Source organism: Aliiroseovarius sp. Z3 (genome assembly GCF_029105185.1).
GTDB lineage: Bacteria > Pseudomonadota > Alphaproteobacteria > Rhodobacterales > Rhodobacteraceae > Aliiroseovarius.
Window position 1 is genome coordinate 109234 of the sequence record NZ_JAFMZK010000002.1, and the last position, 20671, is coordinate 129904.

Genomic DNA, 20671 nt, shown 5'->3' on the forward strand with positions numbered 1-20671 from the left:
ATCAGACCTCGCGCCCTTCAAAGTCGATGCGCGGATCGACAAAGACATACATGAGGTCAGACAGGATGCCGATCAGAAGGCCGATCAGGCCAAAGACGAACAGGGTGCCGAAAATGACGGGGTAGTCGCGCTGCAATGCAGCCTCGAACCCCAGACGGCCCAAACCGTCCAGCGAGAACAGCGTTTCGATGATCACGGAGCCGCCAAAGAAGACGCCAAGGAACACGGCGGGAAAGCCCGCGATCACGATCAACATCGCGTTGCGGAAGACGTGACCATACAAGACGCGGTGCTCGGCCAACCCCTTGGCGCGGGCAGTGACGACATATTGCTTCTTGATCTCGTCCAGAAAGCTGTTCTTGGTCAAAAGGGTCAGCGTCGCAAAGCTGGCGATGGTTGAAGCGAAAACTGGCAGAGTGATGTGCCAGAAATAGTCGATGATCTTGCCCCAAAGGCTCAGCTCGCTCCAATTGTCTGACGTCAGGCCGCGCAGCGGGAACCATTGCAGGTATGACCCGCCCGCGAACACCACCAACAGAAGGATGGCGAACAGGAAGCCCGGTATCGCATAGGCCACGATGATCACGCCCGAGGTCCAGGTGTCGAATTTTGATCCGTCACGCACCGCTTTGCGCACCCCCAGCGGGATCGAGATGATATAGGCGATCACTGTGGACCAAAGCCCCAGCGTGATCGACACGGGCAGCTTCTCTGCCACCAGCTCGAACACACCGATAGATCGGAAATAGCTTTCACCGAAGTCGAACCGGATATAGTTCCAAAGCATGTTGAAGAACCGTTCGACGGGCGGTTTGTCGAAGCCAAATTCTTTCTCCAACTCAGCAATGAACTCAGGCGGTAGTCCACGCGCACCCAGATAGCGTTCGTCGCCACCACCACTTGCGCCAGCATCCCCGCCACCGCCTGCAATCGTCGCGAACACGTCGCCCTCACCTTCCATCTGGGCGATGATCTGTTCAATCGGGCCACCGGGAACGAATTGGGTCAGGGTGAAGTTGATCACCATGATCCCAAACAGGGTCGGGATAATCAGAAGAAGCCTGCGCAGAATATATGCGCCCATTTGGGTCTCGCTCTCTTATTCGTGCCTCGGTCGTGCGCGCGGATCAGCGCAGCACGCCGTCTGCCTTCAGTTTTTCTGCTTTTTCCGCGTTAAACCACCAAAAGTCCAGATAGCCCAGATCATACGGGGGCAGGGGGTCGGGGTGCTCGAACTGGTCGTAATAGGCAACGGTATGCTTGTTCTTGTACCATTGTGGCACCATGATCCGCATCGCTCGCATCACACGGTCCAGCGCCTTGGTGGCGACCACAAGCTCGTCCTTGGTGTTGGCGTTGCGAATGATTTCGATCAGGGCATCGACTGCCGGATCGGCCACGCCCGGCGAGTTGAACACGGATACCGCGGCTTCGGTCGACCCGAACGCCTGGTCCAGGTTGCTGCCGGGTTCGTTCCCGAAGGCCAGGCTGTCGGTGATGATGTCATAGTCAAACGCATAGCGGCGATCGACAAATTGCGAGGTGTCGACACGGTTCAGGACGGCATCAACACCGATTTTGCGCAGGTTTTCCACATAGGGCGTGATCACCCGGTCAAACGTGGGTGAGTAGGTGAGAAATTCGACCTTTAGCGTTTTTCCATCGGCGTTGCGGCGCATCCCATCATCGCCAACCGACCAGCCGGCCTCCTCAAGCAAAAGCGACGCTTTGCGGGCGTTTCGCCGGTCAAACTGCTTGTCGCCTGATGTCGGCGCCATGATCGCTTCGCCCAACGCTCCTTCGGGCAATGCTTCACTCAGCGGCTCCAGCAGGGCCAACTCCTCGGGCGACGGAAGGCCGGTCGCCTCCAGATACGAGTTTTCCGCGAAGCTGTTTACCCGCTCGTAAATTCCATAAAACAGCGCCTCGTTCGACCACTTGAAGTTAAACATCAGGCCAATAGCTTCACGGACACGAATGTCCTGAAACTTTTCGCGCCGCAGATTGAAGACGAAGCCCTGACCCGATGCTTGATTGCCGTCATGCAGTTCTGCCTTGATCACCTTTCCGTTCTTCACCGCGGGGAAATCATAAGACGTTGCCCATTCCTTCGAGCTGTTTTCGACACGGAACGTGTAGCTGCCGGACGAAAAACCCTCCATCGCGGCGTTGGCGTCTGCAAAATACTCGATCCGGATCGTGTCGAAGTTCCAGCGCCCGATATTGATCGGCAAATCTGCGCCCCAGTAATCCGGGTTGCGCTTGTACACGATACTCTGGTTGATTTTGTAGCTGTCCAGCGCATAGGGGCCGGTGGCCACGGCCTGCTCCAGACGGCTTTCGTCCAGGCGCGCACCTGTTTTTTCAAACCATGCCTTTGACAGGACGGGGGTTGCACCCGCTTGTCCGATACGGTCGCGGACCGACGAGTCGGCATGAAAAGTGAATTTGACCTTGTGCGTGTCCAATGCCTCGACATTGGCAATGATCCGGCTGACCCCTTCGCGAAAGCTGACCAGGCCCTGTTCCATGAACAGGTTATGCGTGAAAACCACATCGTCGGCAGTGACCGGCGTGCCATCGACAAAACGGGCTTCCGGCCGCAGGGTGAAGATGACCCAACTTTCATCCTCGGGATATTCCAGGCTTTCGGCCAGCAAACCATAATCGGTGCCAACCTCGTCTGCGGTGCTGGTCATAAGACGTTCAACATTGCTGGACGCCAGCGCCCCCGGAACGCCTTTGCGCGCAAAGGGATTGAAGCTGTCGAACGTTCCGGCCGAGGACGAAATGACAATCTCGCCACCTTTGGGTGCGTCCGGGTTTACGTAATCCAGATAGGCGAAGTCGGGCCCGTATTTTGGTGTGCCGAAATAGGAATAGGCATGAGATTTAATGGTGGTCTCTGCAAATGCGAGCAGCGGTGAGAACAACAGCACCGACGCGACCAGCAAGCCCCAGAAAGCCTGCATGCTGGTGTTAGATACGGGGGCGATGGTGCGTGTCGGGGCTGGCTTCATCTGGATCTCCTTCAGCGGAACGACGAAAATCGTTTTTTCCAAGCTAAAGGGGCTGCCGGATAAACTGCAAGGCGCGATTTGGTGATCTGGCCGAGATCACGCAGAATTGGTGGTTCATCGCAAAGAAAAAGGCCGCCCCTGCTTGGAGCGGCCCAATAAGCCCAAACCCATGGATATGTCAGCGATCAGCCGCCGATGGTTTGAAGATAGGCAATCAGATCCGCGCGATCTTCTTCTTTCTTCAAACCGGCAAATGTCATCTTGTTGCCCGGCGCATAGGCTTTCGGGTTGGCAAGCCACTCGTTCAACTCGTCCGGTCCCCAGTTGCCGCCGTGTCCGGCCAGCGCATCGGAGTAGTTGAAACCGTTCACCCCACCGACAGCACGGCCCACGACACCAAACAGGTGCGGTCCGGTGCCATTGGCGCCGTCTTCCAGCTTGTGACAGGCGCGGCATTTGCCCCAGACCTTTTCACCTTTGGCAGGATCAGCAGCGGCCAGAAGGTCGGCAAACGGTACGGCCTCTTCTTCTTCCTCGGCTTCGCCGCCATCTGTTTCGGTTGCGATCATGTAACCGGTCGCTACGTGTTCCTCGTCCCCACCGTGGCCACCGGCTGAGGTCGAATACAGGCTGTCTGCTGCCCAAGAGCCCAGCAGGAAGAACAGGAGGGCGCCGATTACAGCAGCCCCGGCTTTCGTCATTGTCATTGTGTCGAACATGTCGCGTTCCGTCTCATCCAAAGTCAAAAGCCTTCTAGCCGCTTCCATTGCTATGTTTCAAGCGATATGAGGCGCGACGTGTTGCACTTTAACGCTAACCGGCAAAAGGGGGCCGCGAAATGACCAGCCGTATCGCCTTTCAGGGGGAATCTGGCGCGTATTCGCACGAGGCCTGTCTCGCTGCCCGTCCCGATCTTGATCCGATGCCCTGCGAATCCTTTGAAGAAGTGATCGCGGCAGTGCGCAGCGGCGCGGCTGAACAGGCCATGCTGCCCATCGAGAACACAACCTATGGCCGGGTCGCCGATATTCACCGTCTGTTACCCGAAAGCGGGCTGCACATTCTGGATGAGGCTTTCGTTCGTGTTCGTATCAGCCTGCTGGGACTGCCAGGGACCAAGATAGACGACATCAAGACCGTGCGCGCCCATATGGTGTTGATCCCGCAATCGGCGGCGTTCCTGAAAAGCCATGGCATTCGCGGGGTTTCTGCAGCCGATAGCGCGGGGGCGGCAGCGCGGCTTGCCCGAACCAAAGCCGAGGGCGAGGGGGTGCTTGCCTCGGCTCTTGCAGCCGACATATATGGGTTGGAGGTGCTGGCCGAGGACGTAGAAGACCACGGCCACAACACCACACGCTTCGTGATCATGGGACGCGAAGCCGATCATGCGCGCCGTGGCGATCACGGTATGATGACAACCTTCGTGTTCGAAGTGCGTAACATCCCGGCGGCCCTTTACAAGGCGATGGGCGGGTTTGCGACCAATGGTGTCAACATGACCAAGCTGGAAAGCTATATGGTGGACGGGTCCTTCACCGCCACGCGGTTTTATGCCGACATTGAGGGTCATCCCGACGACCGCCCGGTTCAGCTTGCATTAGAAGAACTGGCCTATTTCACATCGACGCTTGATATTCTTGGGGTCTATCCACGCGATCCGGCCCGCGACTGATCGGTTGCGGATCAGCGAATCGGATGAACCGTTGTGCGATAGCGGTCTTCGATGGATTGCGCATAGCTCGCCACGCGTTTGCGATAGCGTTTCACCAGGGATGCGCGCGCCAGTTTCATAGATTGCAGCAGCAGGCGTGCGGGTATGGACTTGGGCCGCATGTCGATGCTCATTATCATACGTGTGCGGTTGCGGGACAGCGACATAAGCTCGACCTCGACCGTCGCCTCGATCCCCGAGACTTTCGAGAACAGTTCGATCTGATGCGGCGCCTCATAGGTTTTCAACAGCATGTCCGCGGTGCGCGTGCGATTGCGAAACGGAAATGAAGCGTGCCACGTCATACCCTGACCCGGCGAGGTAAGATTGTCGGTGCGTGTGACCTCTGCCCCGCGACGCATCGCCGCCCGCTCGATGCCGTCAAAATCTGAAACCGCCTCGAACACCTGCTCCAAAGTGGCCTCTATATCTTCGCGGGTCTTGAACTTCATGCGGGGTCTTTCTGGTTTCGGACGCTCTTTGACGGTTTGTCGTCTTAATCAAGCCGGTCTGCAAGCCAGTTTGACAAGAGAAACTGCGCGATTGAGCCCTTTCTGGCGGGCAACATATCAGGGTTTTGCCCGGCGAACACCTCCAGCATTTCCTCGCGGCTAACCCAATGCGCCTCTTCCAGTTCGTTGGGATCGAGGGTGATCTCTGTCGTCGTTGCCAACCCATGTGTGCCGATCATCAAGGATGATGGATAGGGCCAAGGCTGGGACGCCAAATAGCCGACGGCACCCACGCGCACCCCGGTTTCTTCGAACACCTCGCGTCGGGTCGCGGCTTCGATGGTTTCCCCCGGCTCCATGAAGCCGGCCAACAGCGAAAACATACCTGTGGGCCACAGGGCATTGCGCCCGACCAGAACCGCGTTGCCATGCGTAATCAGCATGATGACCACCGGATCCGTGCGTGGAAAATGGGGCCGTGCACAATTCGGGCAATCCCGTTGCCAACCACCCAGCACCGGCACGCTTTGGGTTCCGCAATTGGCGCAGAACCCATGGATGCGATGCCATTCCAGAATGCTGCGCGCGGTGGCGGCGATCTCGGCTTCCAACGGAGTGAGCTGCGCCATGACACCGCGCAGTTCAGCAAACCCCTGTGTGTCGGGCGTGTTTGGAAAGTGCTGCCATGTCTGGTCAACGAAGGCGCCGGGGTCAGGCGTATCCCCTTCAGCGGTCCAATCCGAGACATCTACAGCAAATATCGGGCCATCGGCATCGCGGCCCAGGAACACCAGCTGATCTTGTCGTGAACACAGTTGTTCGTGGTCCAGCCCCAGAAAAGCCAGCGCAATGTGAGGGCCTTGCCCACGTTCAAACAACGGTTTTCCGCGCCATATAGGAAGGATGCGAGCTGTCTGGGCCAGCCTTTGCAGCTTTGCGCTGTCGGTTCGCAGCTCGGCAGCACGGTCCAGAAGCCCTGTGCCGAAAGTGACCTGTTCGGCAATTTTCATGCCCACCTCAATCCCGTTGTTTGTGGGCACGCTAGCAGGACATTGCCCGTTTGACACCAGCATTTGCAACAGGTGCGGAAAAGCACGTTAAAGTTGCAAATGATGGCTTCCAAAACACCTTTGAATGTTTTTCAATGGGTTGGCGAGAATTCCGAAGTGAACACCCCTTAGCAGGCAGGAGGGTCATAGGTGTCGACGCATATGGAGCAAATGTCCGGCTGCAAGGACATGATCCGCGCCCGGTTGCGCATTCTTGCCACCACCGATCTTCACATGCACATCCTGCCCTATGACTACTTGTCTGACCGACCGGTGGAAGGTTGGGGGTTGACCAATACAGCCCAGCTTATTGCCGATGCGCGCGCCGAAGAGCCGAATACGATCCTTTTGGACAATGGGGACTTTCTGCATGGTACGGCCATGGGTGATCTGGTGGTCGAACAATATCGCGCGACAGGCGAGGCCGATGCCCCCGCCGTGCATCCGATGATCGCTGCCATGGATCATCTTGGATATGATGCAGCAACATTGGGCAATCACGACTTCGATCGTGGAGTCGAAGTCTTGTTCGATGCAATTGAGCAAGCAGAATTTCCTATTGTCTCCGCCAATACGATCATGCGGCGGGCTGCAACACCCTTGCAGGACGCCACGCTTGTGCCGCCCTTTGCCATGCTGACCCGCAAGATTGTCGACACTACAGGCGTCGAGCGGGATATCCGCATCGGCGTGATCGGATTTCTTCCTCCGGGGTCGCTGAAACTTGGACACAATTCAGGCACCGCGCCGCAGACGCGCGATATCATCCAAACCGCCCGGGCCTTTGTGCCGTATCTGAAAGCGCGCGGGGCGGACATTATCGTGGCGCTGGCGCATTCGGGGTTGGGCGACGATACATATGTCGAGGGGATGGAAAACGCGTTGCTTCCATTGTCGCAGGTGGCAGGGATCGACGCGATTGTCGGCGGGCATTCCCATCAGGTTTTTCCGGAATTGGGCACGGGCGCAGTCGGACCGGACGGGCTATGCGAAGAACTGAACCATGTGCCAACCATCGTTCCCGGCTTTTGGGGGTCGCATCTTGGGGTGATCGACCTTGATCTGACGCATGATGGAACCCGGTGGTCCGTCGCGGCGGGTCGGGCCGCGTTAAGAAAGGTCACGGGGGGTGGGGAAACATGCGCGCCGCCCAGGACGCCCAAGCAGTTTCCGAACTGGGTTCAAGAACTGCATGAAAGCACGCTTGACCATATGCGTACGCCGATTGCGCGCTGTGCAAAGGATCTGGATAACTTCTTTGCGTTGGTTGGGGGAGATCATGCGACCCGCCTTGTGCAAGAGGCGATGATTGCCCACGCCAAAAAGTTCCAGGCTGACACGCTTGATTGGGATCTTCCTATTCTGGCCTCCAGCGCGCCGTTTAAGTCCGGGGGGTTGGCCGGGCCGAACTACTATTCCAATGTGCCGGCGGGACAAGTGACCCAGCGGTGCTTGTCCGATCTGTATGTGTTTCCCAACGAGCTGACCTTGATCCGGGCCACCGGCGCCTATCTGAGAAACTGGCTTGAGCGATCCGCGAGCCTGTTCAATCAGGTGCGTCCGGGCGAGCGGTCCGTTCAGTTGAAGGATGATGGAACGCCGGGTTATCTGCTCGAGTCGGTGCTGGGACTGACGTATCAGATTGATCTCAGCCAACCGGCACGGTTTACGACGGACGGGGTGGTTTCGGGGTCGAACGGCGGACGCATCGTCGATCTGCGACACAACGGACGCCCGGTCCGCGATCAAGATCGGTTTCTGCTGGCAACCAGCAATTTTCGGGCGTGTGGCGGCGGCGGATACCCGGCCGTTCCCGAAGATCGGGTTGTTGACATACCCCCGTTAACCATCCGCGATGTGCTGAAAGACTTCGTGCGGCAGGCGGGTTTGGTGGATGTTTCAACCGATCCGATCTGGCGGTTCAGCAAGGTCGCTGGGTCCAGCATTCGGTTCAAGTCGTCACCTGCGGCCTGCAGGTCGCGGGCGAACTATCCCTGGTTGCCCATCCGTTGCGTGAATACGTGCGACGACCGGGGGTTTGCACATTACGAGATGGAACTCTGAGGCTTGCATCGCTCAAAGCTGCCTCATATATGAGGGTCGAGAGGTTGGCGCGGGCAGGCGCCTCGCCAATCTGGTCAGGTCCGGAAGGAAGCAGCCACAACGAGCCCCGCTTGGGTCGTGTTCAGCCTCTCACCCAGTTTCGATTGTAAGGCAATTGAAACACCGACAGGCGAAACGAAGTTTACCAGGCCTGAACATCAAGAAAGACCCGCTGAAGATGCAGGTCAATGAACGGAGGGAAATTATGATTGTCGCCACCCCCCTTCGGGCAGGAATTTGCTAAGCGGGTATATCCCCCTTCTGCCTGAACACGCACATCCCAAGCCGCTTTTGCGCGCGGGGTGAAATGCCATGCTGAAACAGGCAAACCAATGACATATCAATTGACGGACCTTGGATGGTCTTCCTTTTTTCAATCCCAGTGCGATGACACGGCTGGGCTGACCCCTTATCGACTGGCGGAAATTCATCGAAGCCGGATGAATGCGCTGGGCGCGGCCGGAGAGGTGACGCTGACATCGCCTAAACTGGCGGCGGGCGAACTGGCGGTGGGCGACTGGGTGCTGGCCGACCCTGAAATGCGCATACAGCAGGTATTGGAGCGGAAATCTCTGCTACAACGGCGCGCCGCGGGGACGGATGCTCAGACCCAGTTGATCGCGGCGAATGTGGACACGCTGTTCATCGTGACCTCGTGCAATGACGACTTCAATATTGCCCGGATCGAACGGTTTCTGGCCCTGGCGCACGAGGCAGGATGCTATCCCGTGTTGGTGCTGACCAAGGCCGATTTGTGCGACGATCCCCGCCAATACGAAGCCCAGGCTCAGACGCTGGATCCGATGCTGACAATCCTGACCGTGAATGCACGGGATTCAGATGCCATCGAAACCTTGGCCGCGTGGTGCAAGCCACCACAGACAGCGGCGTTCATCGGGTCGTCAGGTGTGGGGAAAACCACCCTGACAAATGGTTTGACCGGGGGCGATGCTGCGACCGGCGGTATTCGAGAAGATGACGCCAAGGGGCGGCACGTGACCACGGCGCGCAGTATGCATCCCATGCAAAACGGCGGCTGGATCATCGACATGCCGGGGATGCGCGCCTTGCGTCTTCTGGACACGCGCGAAGGTATCGACAGCGTTTTTGACGATCTGGCCGAACTGGAAACGCAATGCCGGTTTTCCGACTGCGCCCACGAGACCGAACCGGGTTGCGCCGTGCGGGCTGCGATTGACGCCGGAGAGCTGGACCCTGATCGTCTGGCGCGCTGGCGCAAACTGCGCGCGGGCGAGGCCAAGAACACCGAAACCATCGCGGAAAGCCGGGCACGGGAGCGCAAGTTCTCGAAGATGGTGAAGGGGGTCGTGAAGTCATCCGGTAAGCGGAAAGGTCGCTGAAGCGGAGGGGCCTTGCCCCTCTGCGCGATGCGCATTCACCCCAGGATATTTTCGGCCAGAAGAAACCGGGATCAGGACGTTGGGTGCATTGCCCAGTGCAACTGTTCCCGGGTCTCGACGGCGCAGGGGCGCGCGCGGCGCAGGCGGGACAGGGCTGCATCCGGGTCTTCACCCATGTCGACCATCAGGCGCAAAAGGATCATGCCGGATCGCCCGCAACCGCCCTTGCAATGGGCGAGGACTTTGCCGCCTTTGGAAAGCAGATGTTGAGCATGTGCAGAGAGTTTGTTCCAGCGGTCGCTGGTTTCCCGGTCTGGTGCGCCGAAATCGAAGATGGGCAGGTGGTGCCACGCAATGCCGGTCTTGGTCAGGTCAGCCTGCAGGCTGGACGCGCCATGTGCGGCCATTTCGGCAGTGGTCGTCATGGATAAGACAAGCGACGGGGCCCAGTCCCGTATCATAGCGAGGTCATCAGAATATCTGCCCCAACGCCCCGGAAGCGGACAGATGCCCACATGTCCGTTGCCCAATACGAGGTCCGAAATAGTGAAGTCGTTTGGCATATTCCGCGTTTATCACGCGGGTGGGATCGCTCCAACCCAGAGTTCGGTGGACGGCATGGATTGCCCGGCCTAATCTGGCCCGGATACGAATCCGGCACCGAAGGGTCACATGTCAGACGCAGCTTCCACAGACACGCCAAAAGCAAAGCCCTATCAGGTTCTCGCCCGAAAATACCGCCCTGAGACATTTGCCGACCTGATCGGGCAAGAGGCGATGGTTCGCACGCTGAAAAATGCGTTCGAAGCGGACCGGATCGCGCAGGCCTTCGTGATGACGGGTATTCGGGGTGTGGGTAAGACGACCACCGCACGGATCATTGCCAAGGGTATGAACTGCGTCGGCCCGGATGGGCAGGGTGGCCCAACAGTCGAGCCTTGTGGCCAGTGCGAGCATTGCGTCGCCATCGCCGAGGGGCGCCATGTGGATGTGATGGAGATGGACGCGGCCTCGCGCACAGGGGTGGACGATATCCGCGAGATCATCGACAGCGTGCATTATCGGGCGGCCTCGGCCCGCTATAAGATCTATATCATCGACGAGGTTCACATGCTGTCGAAGAACGCGTTCAACGCGCTTCTGAAGACGTTGGAGGAGCCGCCGGAACATGTGAAATTCATCTTTGCGACGACAGAAATTCGCAAGGTGCCGGTGACGGTTCTGAGCCGGTGTCAGCGGTTTGACCTCAGGCGGATCGAGCCCGAGGATATGTTGGCCATGCTGCGCCGGATTTCCGATGCTGAAGGGGCGGAGATTGCGGATGACGCATTGGCCTTGATCACGCGCGCGGCGGAAGGGTCGGCGCGGGATGCGCAATCGCTTCTGGATCAGGCGATCAGCCATGGGGCGGGGGAAACCACCGCCGAACAGGTGCGCGCCATGCTGGGGCTGGCCGACCGCGGCCGGGTTCTGGATTTGATGGATATGATCATGAAGGGTGACGCCGCAGGTGCGCTGGTCGAGCTTGGGGGGCAATACGCCGATGGGGCGGACCCGATGGCGGTTTTGCGCGATCTGGCCGAGGTGTCGCATTGGGTCAGCGTCATCAGAATCACCCCCGAAGCCGTGGAAGATCCCACCGTGTCGTCGGACGAGCGTCGTCGCGGTCAGGCGATGGCGGAAGCACTGCCGATGCGGGTTCTGTCGCGTATGTGGCAAATGCTGTTGAAGGCAATCGAAGAGGTGTCGATTGCGCCCAACGCGATGATGGCGGCTGAGATGGCGATCATTCGGTTGACCCATGTGGCAGACCTGCCCTCGCCCGAGGAACTGGTGCGCAAGCTGAAAGACCAACCTGTGCCGCCTGTGGGACCGTCTGGTGGCGCACCCGCGCCTTCTGGTAACGGAACGTCGGCCGGGCAGGCAACAGCATCGGCCCGGATATCGGGTGGGTCATCCGCGTCGGGGTCGGGCGCGACAGCCTTGGCCGTGTCGCAAGCGCCGGAAAGTGCTTTGGCCCGCTATGCCCGTTTTGAGGATGTGATCGAACTGATCCGCGCCAACCGCGATGTGAAACTGCTGGTCGAGGTCGAAGGAGGTGTTCGGCTGGCCTCATACGCGCCCGGACGAATCGAGTTTACGCCCAGCGAAAATGCACCGTCTGATCTTGCCGCCCGTTTGGCACAGCGCTTGCAGGGTTGGACCGGGGTGCGCTGGGGTGTGACGCTGGTCAATGGCTGTGACGCTGCAACAATCACTGAAACACTGGATGGCGAAAAGCTCGCATTGGAAGAGGAAGCAGCGGCGCATCCGCTGGTTCAGGCGGTGATTGCACAGTTTCCGAAAGCGCGGATCACAACGATACGCACAGCGGACGATATTGCCGGTGAAGCCGCGACCGAAGCCTTGCCCGAAGTGGAAGACGAGTGGGATCCGTTTGAGGAAGAGTAGGGAAATCGCCTCTTGAGCTTCTTGTAAGCCCCGCCCCCTGATCGTATCTAAGACGCAACCACGAGATTTTGAGGAGCATGACATGCTGAAGGGACTGGGTGGTCTTGGCGACATGGCCAAGATGATGAAAGCCGCACAAGAGATGCAGACCAAGATGGCGGATCTGCAAGAGAACCTGTCCACCATGACCGTGGTAGGCGAAAGCGGTGCTGGTCTGGTGCGCGCCACCGCCACCGCCAAGGGCGTGTTGACGGGGCTGGACATCGACCCCTCGATTTTCAACCCGGACGAAAAGGAAGTGGTCGAGGATCTGATCCTGGCCGCGATCAAGGATGCGCAGGCCAAGGCGCAGGAGCGCAGCGAAAGTGAAATGTCGCGCCTGACCGAAGAGCTTGGTCTGCCCAAGGACATGAACCTGCCGTTCTAGGGCAGGCAGACACATGTCGGAAGCCCCGCGTGATATTGAGAACCTGATCGACCTGATGGCAAAGCTGCCGGGGTTGGGGCCGCGTTCGGCACGGCGGGCAGTGTTGTACCTGATCCGCAAACGGGCGCTGGTGTTGATGCCATTGGCCGATGCGATGCAGGCGGTGGCTGAAACGGCGCGGGAATGCGTGGTTTGCGGCAATGTCTCGACCGCGGATCGGTGCGATATCTGCATGTCGGAAAAGCGTGCGATCGGTGAGATTTGCGTGGTCGAGGATGTGGCGGACCTGTGGGCGATGGAGCGGGCGGGCCGGTTCAAGGGGCGCTATCACGTGTTGGGGGGCACGTTGTCGGCGCTGGACGCGGTCGGCCCTGACGACCTTGGCATTCCGCGCCTGATCCAGCGGGTTCAGGATGAAGGGATCACCGAAGTGATTCTTGCGCTGAACGCCACTGTCGATGGTCAGACCACGGCGCATTACATTGCTGAAGAGCTGGAAGGGCGTTGCGAGGTATCCTCGCTGGCGCAGGGCGTGCCCATTGGGGGTGAGCTGGATTATCTGGACGAAGGGACGATTTCGGCGGCGTTGGCTGCGCGTAAGCGGTTCTGAGCTTCGCCGCAAACCCGACCAGATCAGAACTGATCCAGCAGACGTTTCAGGTAATCGCGTTCCAGATCAGGGCGGTCGCCCTCGCCCGAGCGGCGGCGTAATTCTTCCATCAATTCCTGCGCGCGGCGGTAAACGTCTTCGCCATCTTCCAGCGGGCTGTCGGTGGCTGTGGCGCCGTTGTTGCCGTCGGGGCTGCGGCCCAGCGGGTCGCGCTGGCTGGAGCGGCGGCCTTCGCCGGGATTGCTGCCCTGTTCGCCCTGACGCTGGGCCTGCTGGTTGGCCATGGCCTCGTCGAACTGACGCATCCCTTCGCGCAGGGCTTCCATTGCGTCGGCCTGCCGGTCCAGGGCTTCGGGCAGGTCACCTTGTTCCAGTGCGTCGGCAGCATCGCCCATCGCGCGCCCGGCTTCGTCCAGTGCGTCGCGGGCGGCTTGTCCTGCCTCGTCGCTGGCACCCGGCAGGTTGCGTCGCTGGGCTTCAAGCTGTCGCTGCAATTCATTTTGCCGCTGGGCCAGATCGTTGCCCTGCCCGCTTTGGTTGCCGTTTTGCTCGGGCCCGGCGCCTTGACCGTCCTGCCCTTGCTGGCCACCCTGACCGTCATGGCTTTCACCGCGCCCCTGACCGCCGTCGCGCCCTTCATTGCCTTCCGATTCGCCTGCCTGCGAGCCTTGCCCCTGTTCCTGCAAATCACGGAATGCCTGATCGGACAGGCCCTGTTGCTGGCGCAGCGTTTCCTGAAGCCCTTCGCGGGCGCTTTGGCCGGGCTGGTTTGACGGTCCGGTCTGGGCCATCTGCATGTTTTCCATCATCTGGCGCAACTGGTCGAGCATCTGCATTGCTTCGTCCTCGCGCCCCTGACGCATCAATTCCTCGATCCGTTCCATCATGTCTTCAAGGTCGGCCATGCTCATCTCGACCCCGTTTTCGGGGGGTGGTTGGTCGGATTGCGGATTGTTCTGCTGGTTCTCGGCCAGTTGTTCCAGATAGTCGCGCATCGCCTCGCGCATTTCGTCCATCAGCTCGGCCAGTTCTTCGTCGCTGGCGCCGTCGCGCATGGCCTGTTCCAGACGGTCCTGTGCCTGCTGCATCCGGGCAAGGGCGTCGGCAAGGCGACCGTCGTCAAGTTCGACGGCAACGTCCCAAAGCGCCGCCGCAACCTCGTCCCGCAGGTCTTCCGGCAGGCCCGATGGCAGATCGGAGAAGGCCAGACCGCTTTCCAGCCGCCGAATGGCGCTGCGCAGCCGCAGATAGATGCCTTCGGGCAGTTTCAGATCATCCGGCCGGTTCAGCACCGCGCGCAGAATCTGCGCCACGCGGCGGCCATTGTCGCGCGACCATAAAAGGTCACGCCGTTGTTCGATCAACGCCTTGGCCACCGGATGCAAGAACCGGCGCGCGGGCAGGATGATGTTCAGGGAAGGCGAGGTGCCGAATTGTTCGGCCCCATCCTCGACCCTAAGGGTCAGATCAATGGGCAACCCGGCCCATGGATGTTCGATCAGGTTTTCTTCCAGAACGCCGTCGATCAGTGTCCGCGCGCCGCGATAGGGCAGGGGCAGGTCAACGATCAGCGGTGGGCGATCCTCGGGCGCGGTGGCAAGACCGTGACGGCGATCAATCCGGTCCAGCCCAAGCGTGGCGGAGGCGTGACCGCGGATGACCGCATAATCATCGGTGGCCGTGAAGGGTAGCGAGAAATCGCCGGCCAGACGGCGGGTCAGTTCACCCACCGTGGTCACGGTCGGCGGTGTGTCGCCAATCGCGGTGATCTGCCAGCGTGCAGCACCCGGACCTTCGATGTCCAGCGGTCCACTTTTTGTAATGACCTGCAAATAGCTTTGCTGGGTCGGACCGGTGATCGGCGTGTCGGAAAGATCACCCGTGACCGACAGTGTGTCGAGATCCCCGTAAAGCCGCAATGTCAGACGGCTGCCTTCGGGCACGGCCAGCGGGCCGGGGGGTTGGTCGGCCAGATACAGGCTGGGCCGTCCGGTATAGCCGGGTGGCTCAATCCAGCCTTCCCAACTGGCGCTGGCAACAGGTTGTCCACTGGCATCACCACTGGTTGCAGTGGGGGCGCCCATGTGCTCCAGCCACGGGGTGAAGCCGATGGCCAGTGCCGCGCCGGTCGCCGCGATCAGGCGCAGGGCATAGGGGTCGCTGCGGGCAACGCGCAGGTCGGGGGAAACTGGTCGAACACCCTTAAGACGTTGGGTCATACGGCCCAGATGGGCCAGCCACAGGCTGCGCGATGCGATGTCGTCGCGCCCCGTGGCTTGATCATCCATCAAGGCGGCGATGGGGTGGCCGGGCAGGTGGTCGTCCAGTTGGGCGAGTTGTTCGGCGCGGCTGGGCCAGACGAATCTGCGCGCGCCCCAGATCAACGCGCCCAAGCTGGCAACGATGCCCAGCGTCATCAGGCCGGTCGCGGCGGGCGATGGGCCGATGGTCCAGAAGCTCCAGACCGCGAAGGCGGTCAGACCGACTGTGGCGAGCGGCCAGAAGGCCCGCCAGAGGCGTTCCAAAACCATACCCGCCCCAGTCAATCGCAAGGGCCATTTGAGGCGCTGTTGCACCTCGTCGGGTAAGGTGGGGCGGGTCATCGGACCCGCGTCGGGTTCACAGCCATGCAGGGATGGTATCGCGTCCCAGCATCTCTTCATAGGTGGGACGGGCCCGGATGACGGCATATTGATCGCCCATCACCAGAACTTCAGGGATCAGGGGGCGGGAATTGTATTCCGACGCCATCACCGCGCCATAAGCCCCGGCCGACCGGAAGGCGATCAGGTCATCGGCGTGCAGGCGGTCCAGATCGCGCCGCTTGGCGAAGGTGTCGCCGGTCTCGCAAATCGGGCCAACGATGTCGTATTGCGCCTTATCCTGGCCGGGCGCGGCTTCAATTACCGGGATGATGTCGTGATGGGCCTCGTACATGGCCGGGCGCACAAGGTCGTTCATAGCGGCGTCAACGATCAGGAAATCCTGTCCTTCGCCTTCTTTCACATAGATGACGGACGTCACCATGATGCCTGCGTTGCCCGAGACCAGCCGCCCCGGCTCGATTTCGATCTCGCAACCCAGATGGCCGACGGTTTCGCGCACCATCTGCCCGTATTCGATGGGCAGGGGCGGGGCGGAGTTGGAGCGTTCGTAGGGAATCCCAAGCCCGCCGCCCAGATCCAGCCGCGTGATCTCATGCCCGTCTTCGCGCAGCGCTTCGGTTAGTTCGGCCACCTTTTGATAGGCTTGGCGGAACGGTTCCAACTCGGTCAGTTGGCTGCCGATATGCACGTCGATGCCAACGGCTTTCAGGCCGGGCAGGGATGCGATTTCGGCATAGACCTCGCGCGCGCGCGCGATTGGGATGCCGAACTTGTTCTCCGACTTCCCGGTCGAGATCTTGGCGTGGGTTTTGGCGTCCACATCCGGGTTCACGCGCACGGTGACGGGGGCAACCACGTCCAGTTCCGTCGCGACCTGCGACAGCACGCGCATTTCCGGTTCGCTTTCCAGATTGAATTGGCGGATGCCTTCTGTCAGGGCCAGCCGCATTTCGTCGCGCGCCTTGCCGACGCCGGAAAAGACGATCCGATCACCGGGCACACCAGCGGCGCGCGCGCGCCGGTATTCCCCGCCCGACACCACGTCCATCCCCGCACCCATGTCGCCCAGCAGTTTCAGCACGGCAAGGTTCGAGTTCGATTTCACCGCGAAACACACCAGATGATCGGCCCAGTCCAGTGCTTCGGCAAACAATCCGATATGGCGTGTCAGCGTGGCGGCGGAGTAGACATAGAAAGGCGTGCCAACCTTTGCGGCAATCTCGGGAATGGCCACGTCTTCGGCGTGCAGGATGCCGTCACGGTAAAGGAAATGGTCCATGGGCGAGCCTTTTCTGACTGCGTGCCTATTGGCGGGCTTGTTGTTCTGCGATGTCTTCCGGGCTGCCGGGGCGGATGGGTTCGCCATCGGCGCCACAGGCGGCAAGACCCAGAAGGGCAAGGATCAGGGTGACGCGGATCATGACAAAGCCTCTTTCCAGCGGGCGATTTGTTTGCGGACCTCGGACGGGGCGGTGCCGCCGTAAGAGGTGCGGCTGGCGACCGAGTTGTGCACGCCCAAGACGCCGAACACCTCGTCGGTGATCGCATCATGGACCGATTGCATGTCGGCCAATGTCAGATCGGGCAGGTCGCAGCCGCGATCTTCGGCCATGGCAACAAGCGATCCGGTGACGTGGTGGGCATCGCGGAACGGCATGTTCAGGGCGCGCACCAGCCAGTCGGCAAGGTCGGTGGCGGTCGAAAAGCCCGATGATGCAGCGGCCTCCAGTGCATCGGTATTGGCGGCCATGTCCGAGACCATGCCGGTCATTGCCGCCAGCGCCAGCATCAGGTTGTCGGCGGCGTCAAACACCTGCTCCTTATCTTCCTGCATGTCCTTGGAATAGGCCAGCGGCAGCCCCTTCATCACCGTCATCAACCCGATATTCGCCCCCATGATCCGCCCGATCTTGGCGCGGATCAGCTCAGCCGCGTCAGGGTTGCGCTTCTGCGGCATGATCGACGACCCGGTGGACCATTTGTCCGACATGCGCACAAAGCGGAACTGGGCCGAGGACCAGATCACCAGCTCTTCGGCAAAGCGGCTAAGGTGCATGGCGCAGATTGTGGCAGATGACAGGAACTCCAACGCGAAATCACGGTCGGCCACGGCGTCGAGTGAGTTGGCCGTCGGGCGGTCAAAACCCAGCGCCTCGGCCGTCCTGTGGCGGTCGATGGGGAAGGACGTGCCCGCTAGTGCGGCGGAGCCCAAGGGGCATTCGTTCATCCGGGTGCGGGCGTCACGGAAACGGTACATATCGCGGCCAAACATTTCGACATAGGCCATCATGTGGTGGCCCCATGTCACGGGCTGTGCAGTTTGCAGATGGGTAAAGCCGGGCATGACCCAATCGGCACCCGCTTCGGCCTGACCCAGCAGCGCGCGGATCAGGGCGTCCAGCCCATCAATTGCGGCGTCCATCTGGTCGCGGACCCAGAGGCGGAAATCGGTGGCCACCTGATCGTTGCGCGACCGGGCCGTGTGCAGACGCCCCGCCGGTTCGCCGACGATTTCTTTCAGCCGCGCCTCGACATTCATGTGGATGTCTTCCAGCGCGGTCGAGAAGGCGAAAGTGCCACCCTCGATCTCGGCCAGAACCTGCGACAGACCTTCGCGGATCGCTTCGGCGTCCTGATCGGTGATGACGCCGACAGCGGCCAGCATCGCGGCATGGGCGCGCGAGCCGTCGATATCCTGCCGCGCCATACGCTGGTCGTACCCGATCGAGGCGTTGATCGCCTCCATGATCGCGTCGGGGCCTGCGGAAAAGCGGCCACCCCACATGGCATTGGCGGATTTGCTGTCGTCACTCATGGTCGGCCTTTCGGGTCAACGGTCTTGTTTTGCTTGCTATACGCGGCGCGGGGCGCAGGCGCAATTGGTCAGCGGAAATTGGCCTGAAATGCGGACGCGACATGCGGTGTTTCCGCCGCGTCAGCGCCAGATTGCCGATCGGTATTGCGGCGCTTTGAGGTGAGCCTAAACAAGCGTAATGTGCGCGCCACCGACGCATTGTGAGGGTGCGCGGATGAGGCTGCGATGACAGGGGTGTCGAAAGACATGCACACAGGAATGTTTACTCGGCGGCGGGCCGCGGGGCTGCTTGTGGCGGCCAGCACTATGCCCAAGGCCGTGATGGCAAATGCCGGCTTCGAAGCGTGGCGCGCTGATTTTCGGGCCCGCGCGGAAGCTGCCGGCGTGCCTTCCGACGCGTTGCGCGCGCTGGACAAGGCGCAATTCCTGCCTAAGGTCGTTGCGCTGGACAGTGCCCCTGCCGAGACGACACGAACGCTTGGCGACTACATTGCGTCAGCAGCCTCACCGCAGCGAATCAAGGCCGGTCAGGTCGTGATGGCGCGCTATCCGACCTTGCTTGGGCGGATCGAAAAAAAATATGATGTGGCGCGGGAAGTCATTGTTGCCATCTGGGGGATGGAAAGCAGCTTCGGTGCCGTGCGCGGGTCAGCACCGGTTCTGTCGACCCTGGCATCACTGGCATATGACGGCCGCCGTCGCGCCTTGTTCGAGAACGAGCTTCTGGCCGCCCTGAAAATCCTTGCCGCTGGCGACACAACACCTGCGCAAATGACTGGCTCCTATGCCGGGGCCATGGGGCATACCCAGTTCATGCCATCCTCGTTTCTGAGCCATGCGGTCGATTTCAACCGTGACGGACGGCGCGACATCTGGGCTGATGACCCGACGGATGCGCTGGCGTCAACTGCCGCATACCTTCGGGCAAAGGGGTGGCAGAAAGATCAGCCGTGGGCCTATGAAGTGCAATTGCCAAAGGGCTTCGATCTGGCCCGCACCGGGCGGGTGTATGCACAACGGCTGCGGGACTGGGCGCGGTTGGGCGTGACGCATGCGTCGGGTAAGAAGCTCAGCGGATCAGACGCAGGGGCACTGATCCTGCCCGCAGGCCCCACAGGGCCGGTGTTCATGGTGTTCGACAATTTCCATGTGCTGAAAACGTATAACTACGCCGACAGCTATGTGATCGGTGTCGGTCATCTGTCTGATCGTCTGGCCGGTGGCGCTCCGATCATCGCGAAGTTTCCGGGCAACCCTTGGGGTATGACGACGGCGGAGCGGCAAGAGCTTCAGAAACGTCTGAACGCGCTTGGCTTCAAGGCGGGTCGCCCCGATGGCGTGATTGGGGAAATGGGACGCGCGGCGATCAGATCTTATGAAACGGCGCGCGGCGTGCCGGTTACGGGCGTTCCCAGCCGGGACTTGCTGGTGGCACTTCGCTAGCGACCTGATCGAAGCGGAAACACCCGGTGACGTGGTCGTTGAACAACCCGCAGGCCTGCATCCATGCATAAACGATTGTGGGGCCGCAAAACTTGAACCCGGCTTTTTTCAGGTCTTTCGAGATTTGGACAGTCAGTGGGGTCGAGGCGGGAATATCGGCCAAACTTGCGTAATGGCCCACCTGCGGTTTGCCTTCCACATATCCCCAGATCCAGTCTGCGAATGGCTGCGCGCCACCAAGATCAAGATATGCCTGCGCATTGCCGATGGTGGCCTCGATCTTGCCCCGGTGCCGAATGATGCCTGGATTGCCCAGCAGGCGGACAACATCATCTTCGCCCCAACCGGCGATCACCGCTGGATCAAACCCCTGGAAGGCTTTGCGAAAGGCGTCACGTTTGCGCAAGATCGTGATCCAGCTCAGCCCGGCCTGGAACCCGTCAAGGATCAGCTTTTCCCACAAGGCCCTCCCATCATACTCGGGAACACCCCATTCGGTGTCGTGATAAGCGACATAGAGAGGATCCTCTCCGCACCAGGTGCAGCGCTGGGTCATGGTGGCTCCTTTCCGGTTAGTATCTAAAATTATCCGCAAATTCGGGATTTTACAGCTTGTTAGCATC

17 protein-coding genes and 1 other RNA gene are annotated in these 20671 nt (G+C 60.4%); 8 read left to right on the forward strand and 10 right to left on the reverse strand.

What is annotated here, in order from left to right:
* Position 1: 1 nt before the first annotated feature.
* From yejB to J3R80_RS03525, 3 genes are all read right to left on the reverse strand, one after another.
* The gene (yejB, locus tag J3R80_RS03515) at positions 2-1084 is read right to left on the reverse strand and encodes a microcin C ABC transporter permease YejB (RefSeq protein ID WP_275392375.1); all 1083 of its coding nucleotides are present in this window, start codon (positions 1082-1084) and stop codon (positions 2-4) included.
* A gap of 43 nt (positions 1085-1127) precedes the next feature.
* Positions 1128-3020, reverse strand: a complete 1893-nt coding sequence (locus tag J3R80_RS03520; protein ID WP_275392376.1) for an extracellular solute-binding protein — start codon at positions 3018-3020, stop codon at positions 1128-1130.
* 185 nt (positions 3021-3205) lie between these two features.
* Positions 3206-3739 (reverse strand): c-type cytochrome, encoded by a 534-nt coding sequence (locus J3R80_RS03525; protein WP_275392377.1) that lies wholly within the window; start codon positions 3737-3739, stop codon positions 3206-3208.
* A 119-nt stretch (positions 3740-3858) separates the two neighbouring features.
* On the opposite strand from J3R80_RS03525, the gene J3R80_RS03530 reads away from it, so the two are divergent.
* Positions 3859-4692 (forward strand): prephenate dehydratase, encoded by an 834-nt coding sequence (locus J3R80_RS03530; protein ID WP_275392378.1) that lies wholly within the window; start codon positions 3859-3861, stop codon positions 4690-4692.
* Between the two features lie 11 nt (positions 4693-4703).
* Here the strand turns inward: J3R80_RS03530 and J3R80_RS03535 are convergent, their stop codons facing one another.
* The gene (locus tag J3R80_RS03535) at positions 4704-5183 is read right to left on the reverse strand and encodes an SRPBCC family protein (protein WP_275392379.1); all 480 of its coding nucleotides are present in this window, start codon (positions 5181-5183) and stop codon (positions 4704-4706) included.
* A gap of 44 nt (positions 5184-5227) precedes the next feature.
* Complete coding sequence (gene nudC, locus J3R80_RS03540) at positions 5228-6193, reverse strand: NAD(+) diphosphatase (protein ID WP_275392380.1); 966 nt, start codon at positions 6191-6193, stop codon at positions 5228-5230.
* 189 nt (positions 6194-6382) lie between these two features.
* Between nudC and J3R80_RS03545 the strand changes: the two genes are divergently transcribed.
* The 3 genes from J3R80_RS03545 to rsgA all read left to right on the forward strand — a co-directional run bounded on the left by J3R80_RS03545 (position 6383) and on the right by rsgA (position 9696).
* Positions 6383-8296: a bifunctional 2',3'-cyclic-nucleotide 2'-phosphodiesterase/3'-nucleotidase gene (locus tag J3R80_RS03545; RefSeq protein WP_275392381.1), complete on the forward strand. Its 1914-nt coding sequence runs from the start codon at positions 6383-6385 to the stop codon at positions 8294-8296.
* Between the two features lie 37 nt (positions 8297-8333).
* Positions 8334-8431: signal recognition particle sRNA small type (gene ffs, locus J3R80_RS03550), an RNA gene on the forward strand.
* Between the two features lie 236 nt (positions 8432-8667).
* Positions 8668-9696, forward strand: coding sequence for a ribosome small subunit-dependent GTPase A (rsgA, locus tag J3R80_RS03555; RefSeq protein ID WP_275392382.1), 1029 nt, complete (start codon positions 8668-8670; stop codon positions 9694-9696).
* A 71-nt stretch (positions 9697-9767) separates the two neighbouring features.
* Here rsgA and J3R80_RS03560 read toward each other — a convergent pair whose 3' ends face one another.
* A complete protein-coding gene (locus J3R80_RS03560; protein WP_343075812.1) occupies positions 9768-10121 on the reverse strand; it encodes a protein-tyrosine phosphatase family protein in 354 nt (117 codons plus the stop codon).
* 247 nt (positions 10122-10368) lie between these two features.
* Here J3R80_RS03560 and J3R80_RS03565 point away from each other — a divergent pair, with 247 nt between their 5' ends.
* From J3R80_RS03565 to recR, 3 genes are all read left to right on the forward strand, one after another.
* Positions 10369-12147 carry a DNA polymerase III subunit gamma/tau gene (locus tag J3R80_RS03565; RefSeq protein WP_275392384.1) on the forward strand — a complete coding sequence of 593 codons (1779 nt, stop codon included), beginning with the start codon at positions 10369-10371 and terminating at the stop codon, positions 12145-12147.
* Between the two features lie 82 nt (positions 12148-12229).
* Positions 12230-12574 carry a YbaB/EbfC family nucleoid-associated protein gene (locus J3R80_RS03570; RefSeq protein ID WP_275392385.1) on the forward strand — a complete coding sequence of 115 codons (345 nt, stop codon included), beginning with the start codon at positions 12230-12232 and terminating at the stop codon, positions 12572-12574.
* 13 nt (positions 12575-12587) lie between these two features.
* Positions 12588-13184 (forward strand): recombination mediator RecR, encoded by a 597-nt coding sequence (gene recR, locus J3R80_RS03575; RefSeq protein ID WP_275392386.1) that lies wholly within the window; start codon positions 12588-12590, stop codon positions 13182-13184.
* A 23-nt stretch (positions 13185-13207) separates the two neighbouring features.
* Here recR and J3R80_RS03580 read toward each other — a convergent pair whose 3' ends face one another.
* The 3 genes from J3R80_RS03580 to argH form a co-directional block, all read right to left on the reverse strand.
* Positions 13208-15787, reverse strand: a complete 2580-nt coding sequence (locus J3R80_RS03580) for a TIGR02302 family protein (RefSeq protein WP_275392387.1) — start codon at positions 15785-15787, stop codon at positions 13208-13210.
* Between the two features lie 16 nt (positions 15788-15803).
* The gene (lysA, locus tag J3R80_RS03585; RefSeq protein WP_275392388.1) at positions 15804-17069 is read right to left on the reverse strand and encodes a diaminopimelate decarboxylase; all 1266 of its coding nucleotides are present in this window, start codon (positions 17067-17069) and stop codon (positions 15804-15806) included.
* Between the two features lie 138 nt (positions 17070-17207).
* Entirely contained in the window at positions 17208-18605 is a 1398-nt protein-coding gene (gene argH, locus J3R80_RS03590; RefSeq protein ID WP_275392389.1) for an argininosuccinate lyase, read from the reverse strand.
* A gap of 306 nt (positions 18606-18911) precedes the next feature.
* On the opposite strand from argH, the gene J3R80_RS03595 reads away from it, so the two are divergent.
* Positions 18912-20048 carry a lytic murein transglycosylase gene (locus J3R80_RS03595; protein WP_275392390.1) on the forward strand — a complete coding sequence of 379 codons (1137 nt, stop codon included), beginning with the start codon at positions 18912-18914 and terminating at the stop codon, positions 20046-20048.
* Here J3R80_RS03595 and J3R80_RS03600 read toward each other — a convergent pair.
* Positions 20005-20604, reverse strand: coding sequence for a DNA-3-methyladenine glycosylase I (locus J3R80_RS03600; protein WP_275392391.1), 600 nt, complete (start codon positions 20602-20604; stop codon positions 20005-20007). The genes J3R80_RS03595 and J3R80_RS03600 overlap by 44 nt on opposite strands.
* Positions 20605-20671: the final 67 nt, after the last annotated feature.

Excerpts from the sequence above, each read along its gene's own strand:
- yejB (WP_275392375.1), bottom strand. The coding sequence starts at position 1,084 with ATGGGCGCATATATTCTGCGCAGGCTTCTTCTGATTATCCCGACCCTG.
- J3R80_RS03520 (WP_275392376.1), bottom strand. The coding sequence starts at position 3,020 with ATGAAGCCAGCCCCGACACGCACCATCGCCCCCGTATCTAACACCAGC.
- J3R80_RS03525 (WP_275392377.1), bottom strand. The coding sequence starts at position 3,739 with ATGTTCGACACAATGACAATGACGAAAGCCGGGGCTGCTGTAATCGGC.
- J3R80_RS03530 (WP_275392378.1), top strand. The coding sequence starts at position 3,859 with ATGACCAGCCGTATCGCCTTTCAGGGGGAATCTGGCGCGTATTCGCAC.
- J3R80_RS03535 (WP_275392379.1), bottom strand. The coding sequence starts at position 5,183 with ATGAAGTTCAAGACCCGCGAAGATATAGAGGCCACTTTGGAGCAGGTG.
- nudC (WP_275392380.1), bottom strand. The coding sequence starts at position 6,193 with ATGAAAATTGCCGAACAGGTCACTTTCGGCACAGGGCTTCTGGACCGT.
- rsgA (WP_275392382.1), top strand. The coding sequence starts at position 8,668 with ATGACATATCAATTGACGGACCTTGGATGGTCTTCCTTTTTTCAATCC.
- J3R80_RS03560 (WP_343075812.1), bottom strand. The coding sequence starts at position 10,121 with ATGACGACCACTGCCGAAATGGCCGCACATGGCGCGTCCAGCCTGCAG.
- J3R80_RS03565 (WP_275392384.1), top strand. The coding sequence starts at position 10,369 with ATGTCAGACGCAGCTTCCACAGACACGCCAAAAGCAAAGCCCTATCAG.
- J3R80_RS03570 (WP_275392385.1), top strand. The coding sequence starts at position 12,230 with ATGCTGAAGGGACTGGGTGGTCTTGGCGACATGGCCAAGATGATGAAA.
- recR (WP_275392386.1), top strand. The coding sequence starts at position 12,588 with ATGTCGGAAGCCCCGCGTGATATTGAGAACCTGATCGACCTGATGGCA.
- J3R80_RS03580 (WP_275392387.1), bottom strand. The coding sequence starts at position 15,787 with ATGACCCGCCCCACCTTACCCGACGAGGTGCAACAGCGCCTCAAATGG.
- lysA (WP_275392388.1), bottom strand. The coding sequence starts at position 17,069 with ATGGACCATTTCCTTTACCGTGACGGCATCCTGCACGCCGAAGACGTG.
- argH (WP_275392389.1), bottom strand. The coding sequence starts at position 18,605 with ATGAGTGACGACAGCAAATCCGCCAATGCCATGTGGGGTGGCCGCTTT.
- J3R80_RS03595 (WP_275392390.1), top strand. The coding sequence starts at position 18,912 with ATGCCCAAGGCCGTGATGGCAAATGCCGGCTTCGAAGCGTGGCGCGCT.
- J3R80_RS03600 (WP_275392391.1), bottom strand. The coding sequence starts at position 20,604 with ATGACCCAGCGCTGCACCTGGTGCGGAGAGGATCCTCTCTATGTCGCT.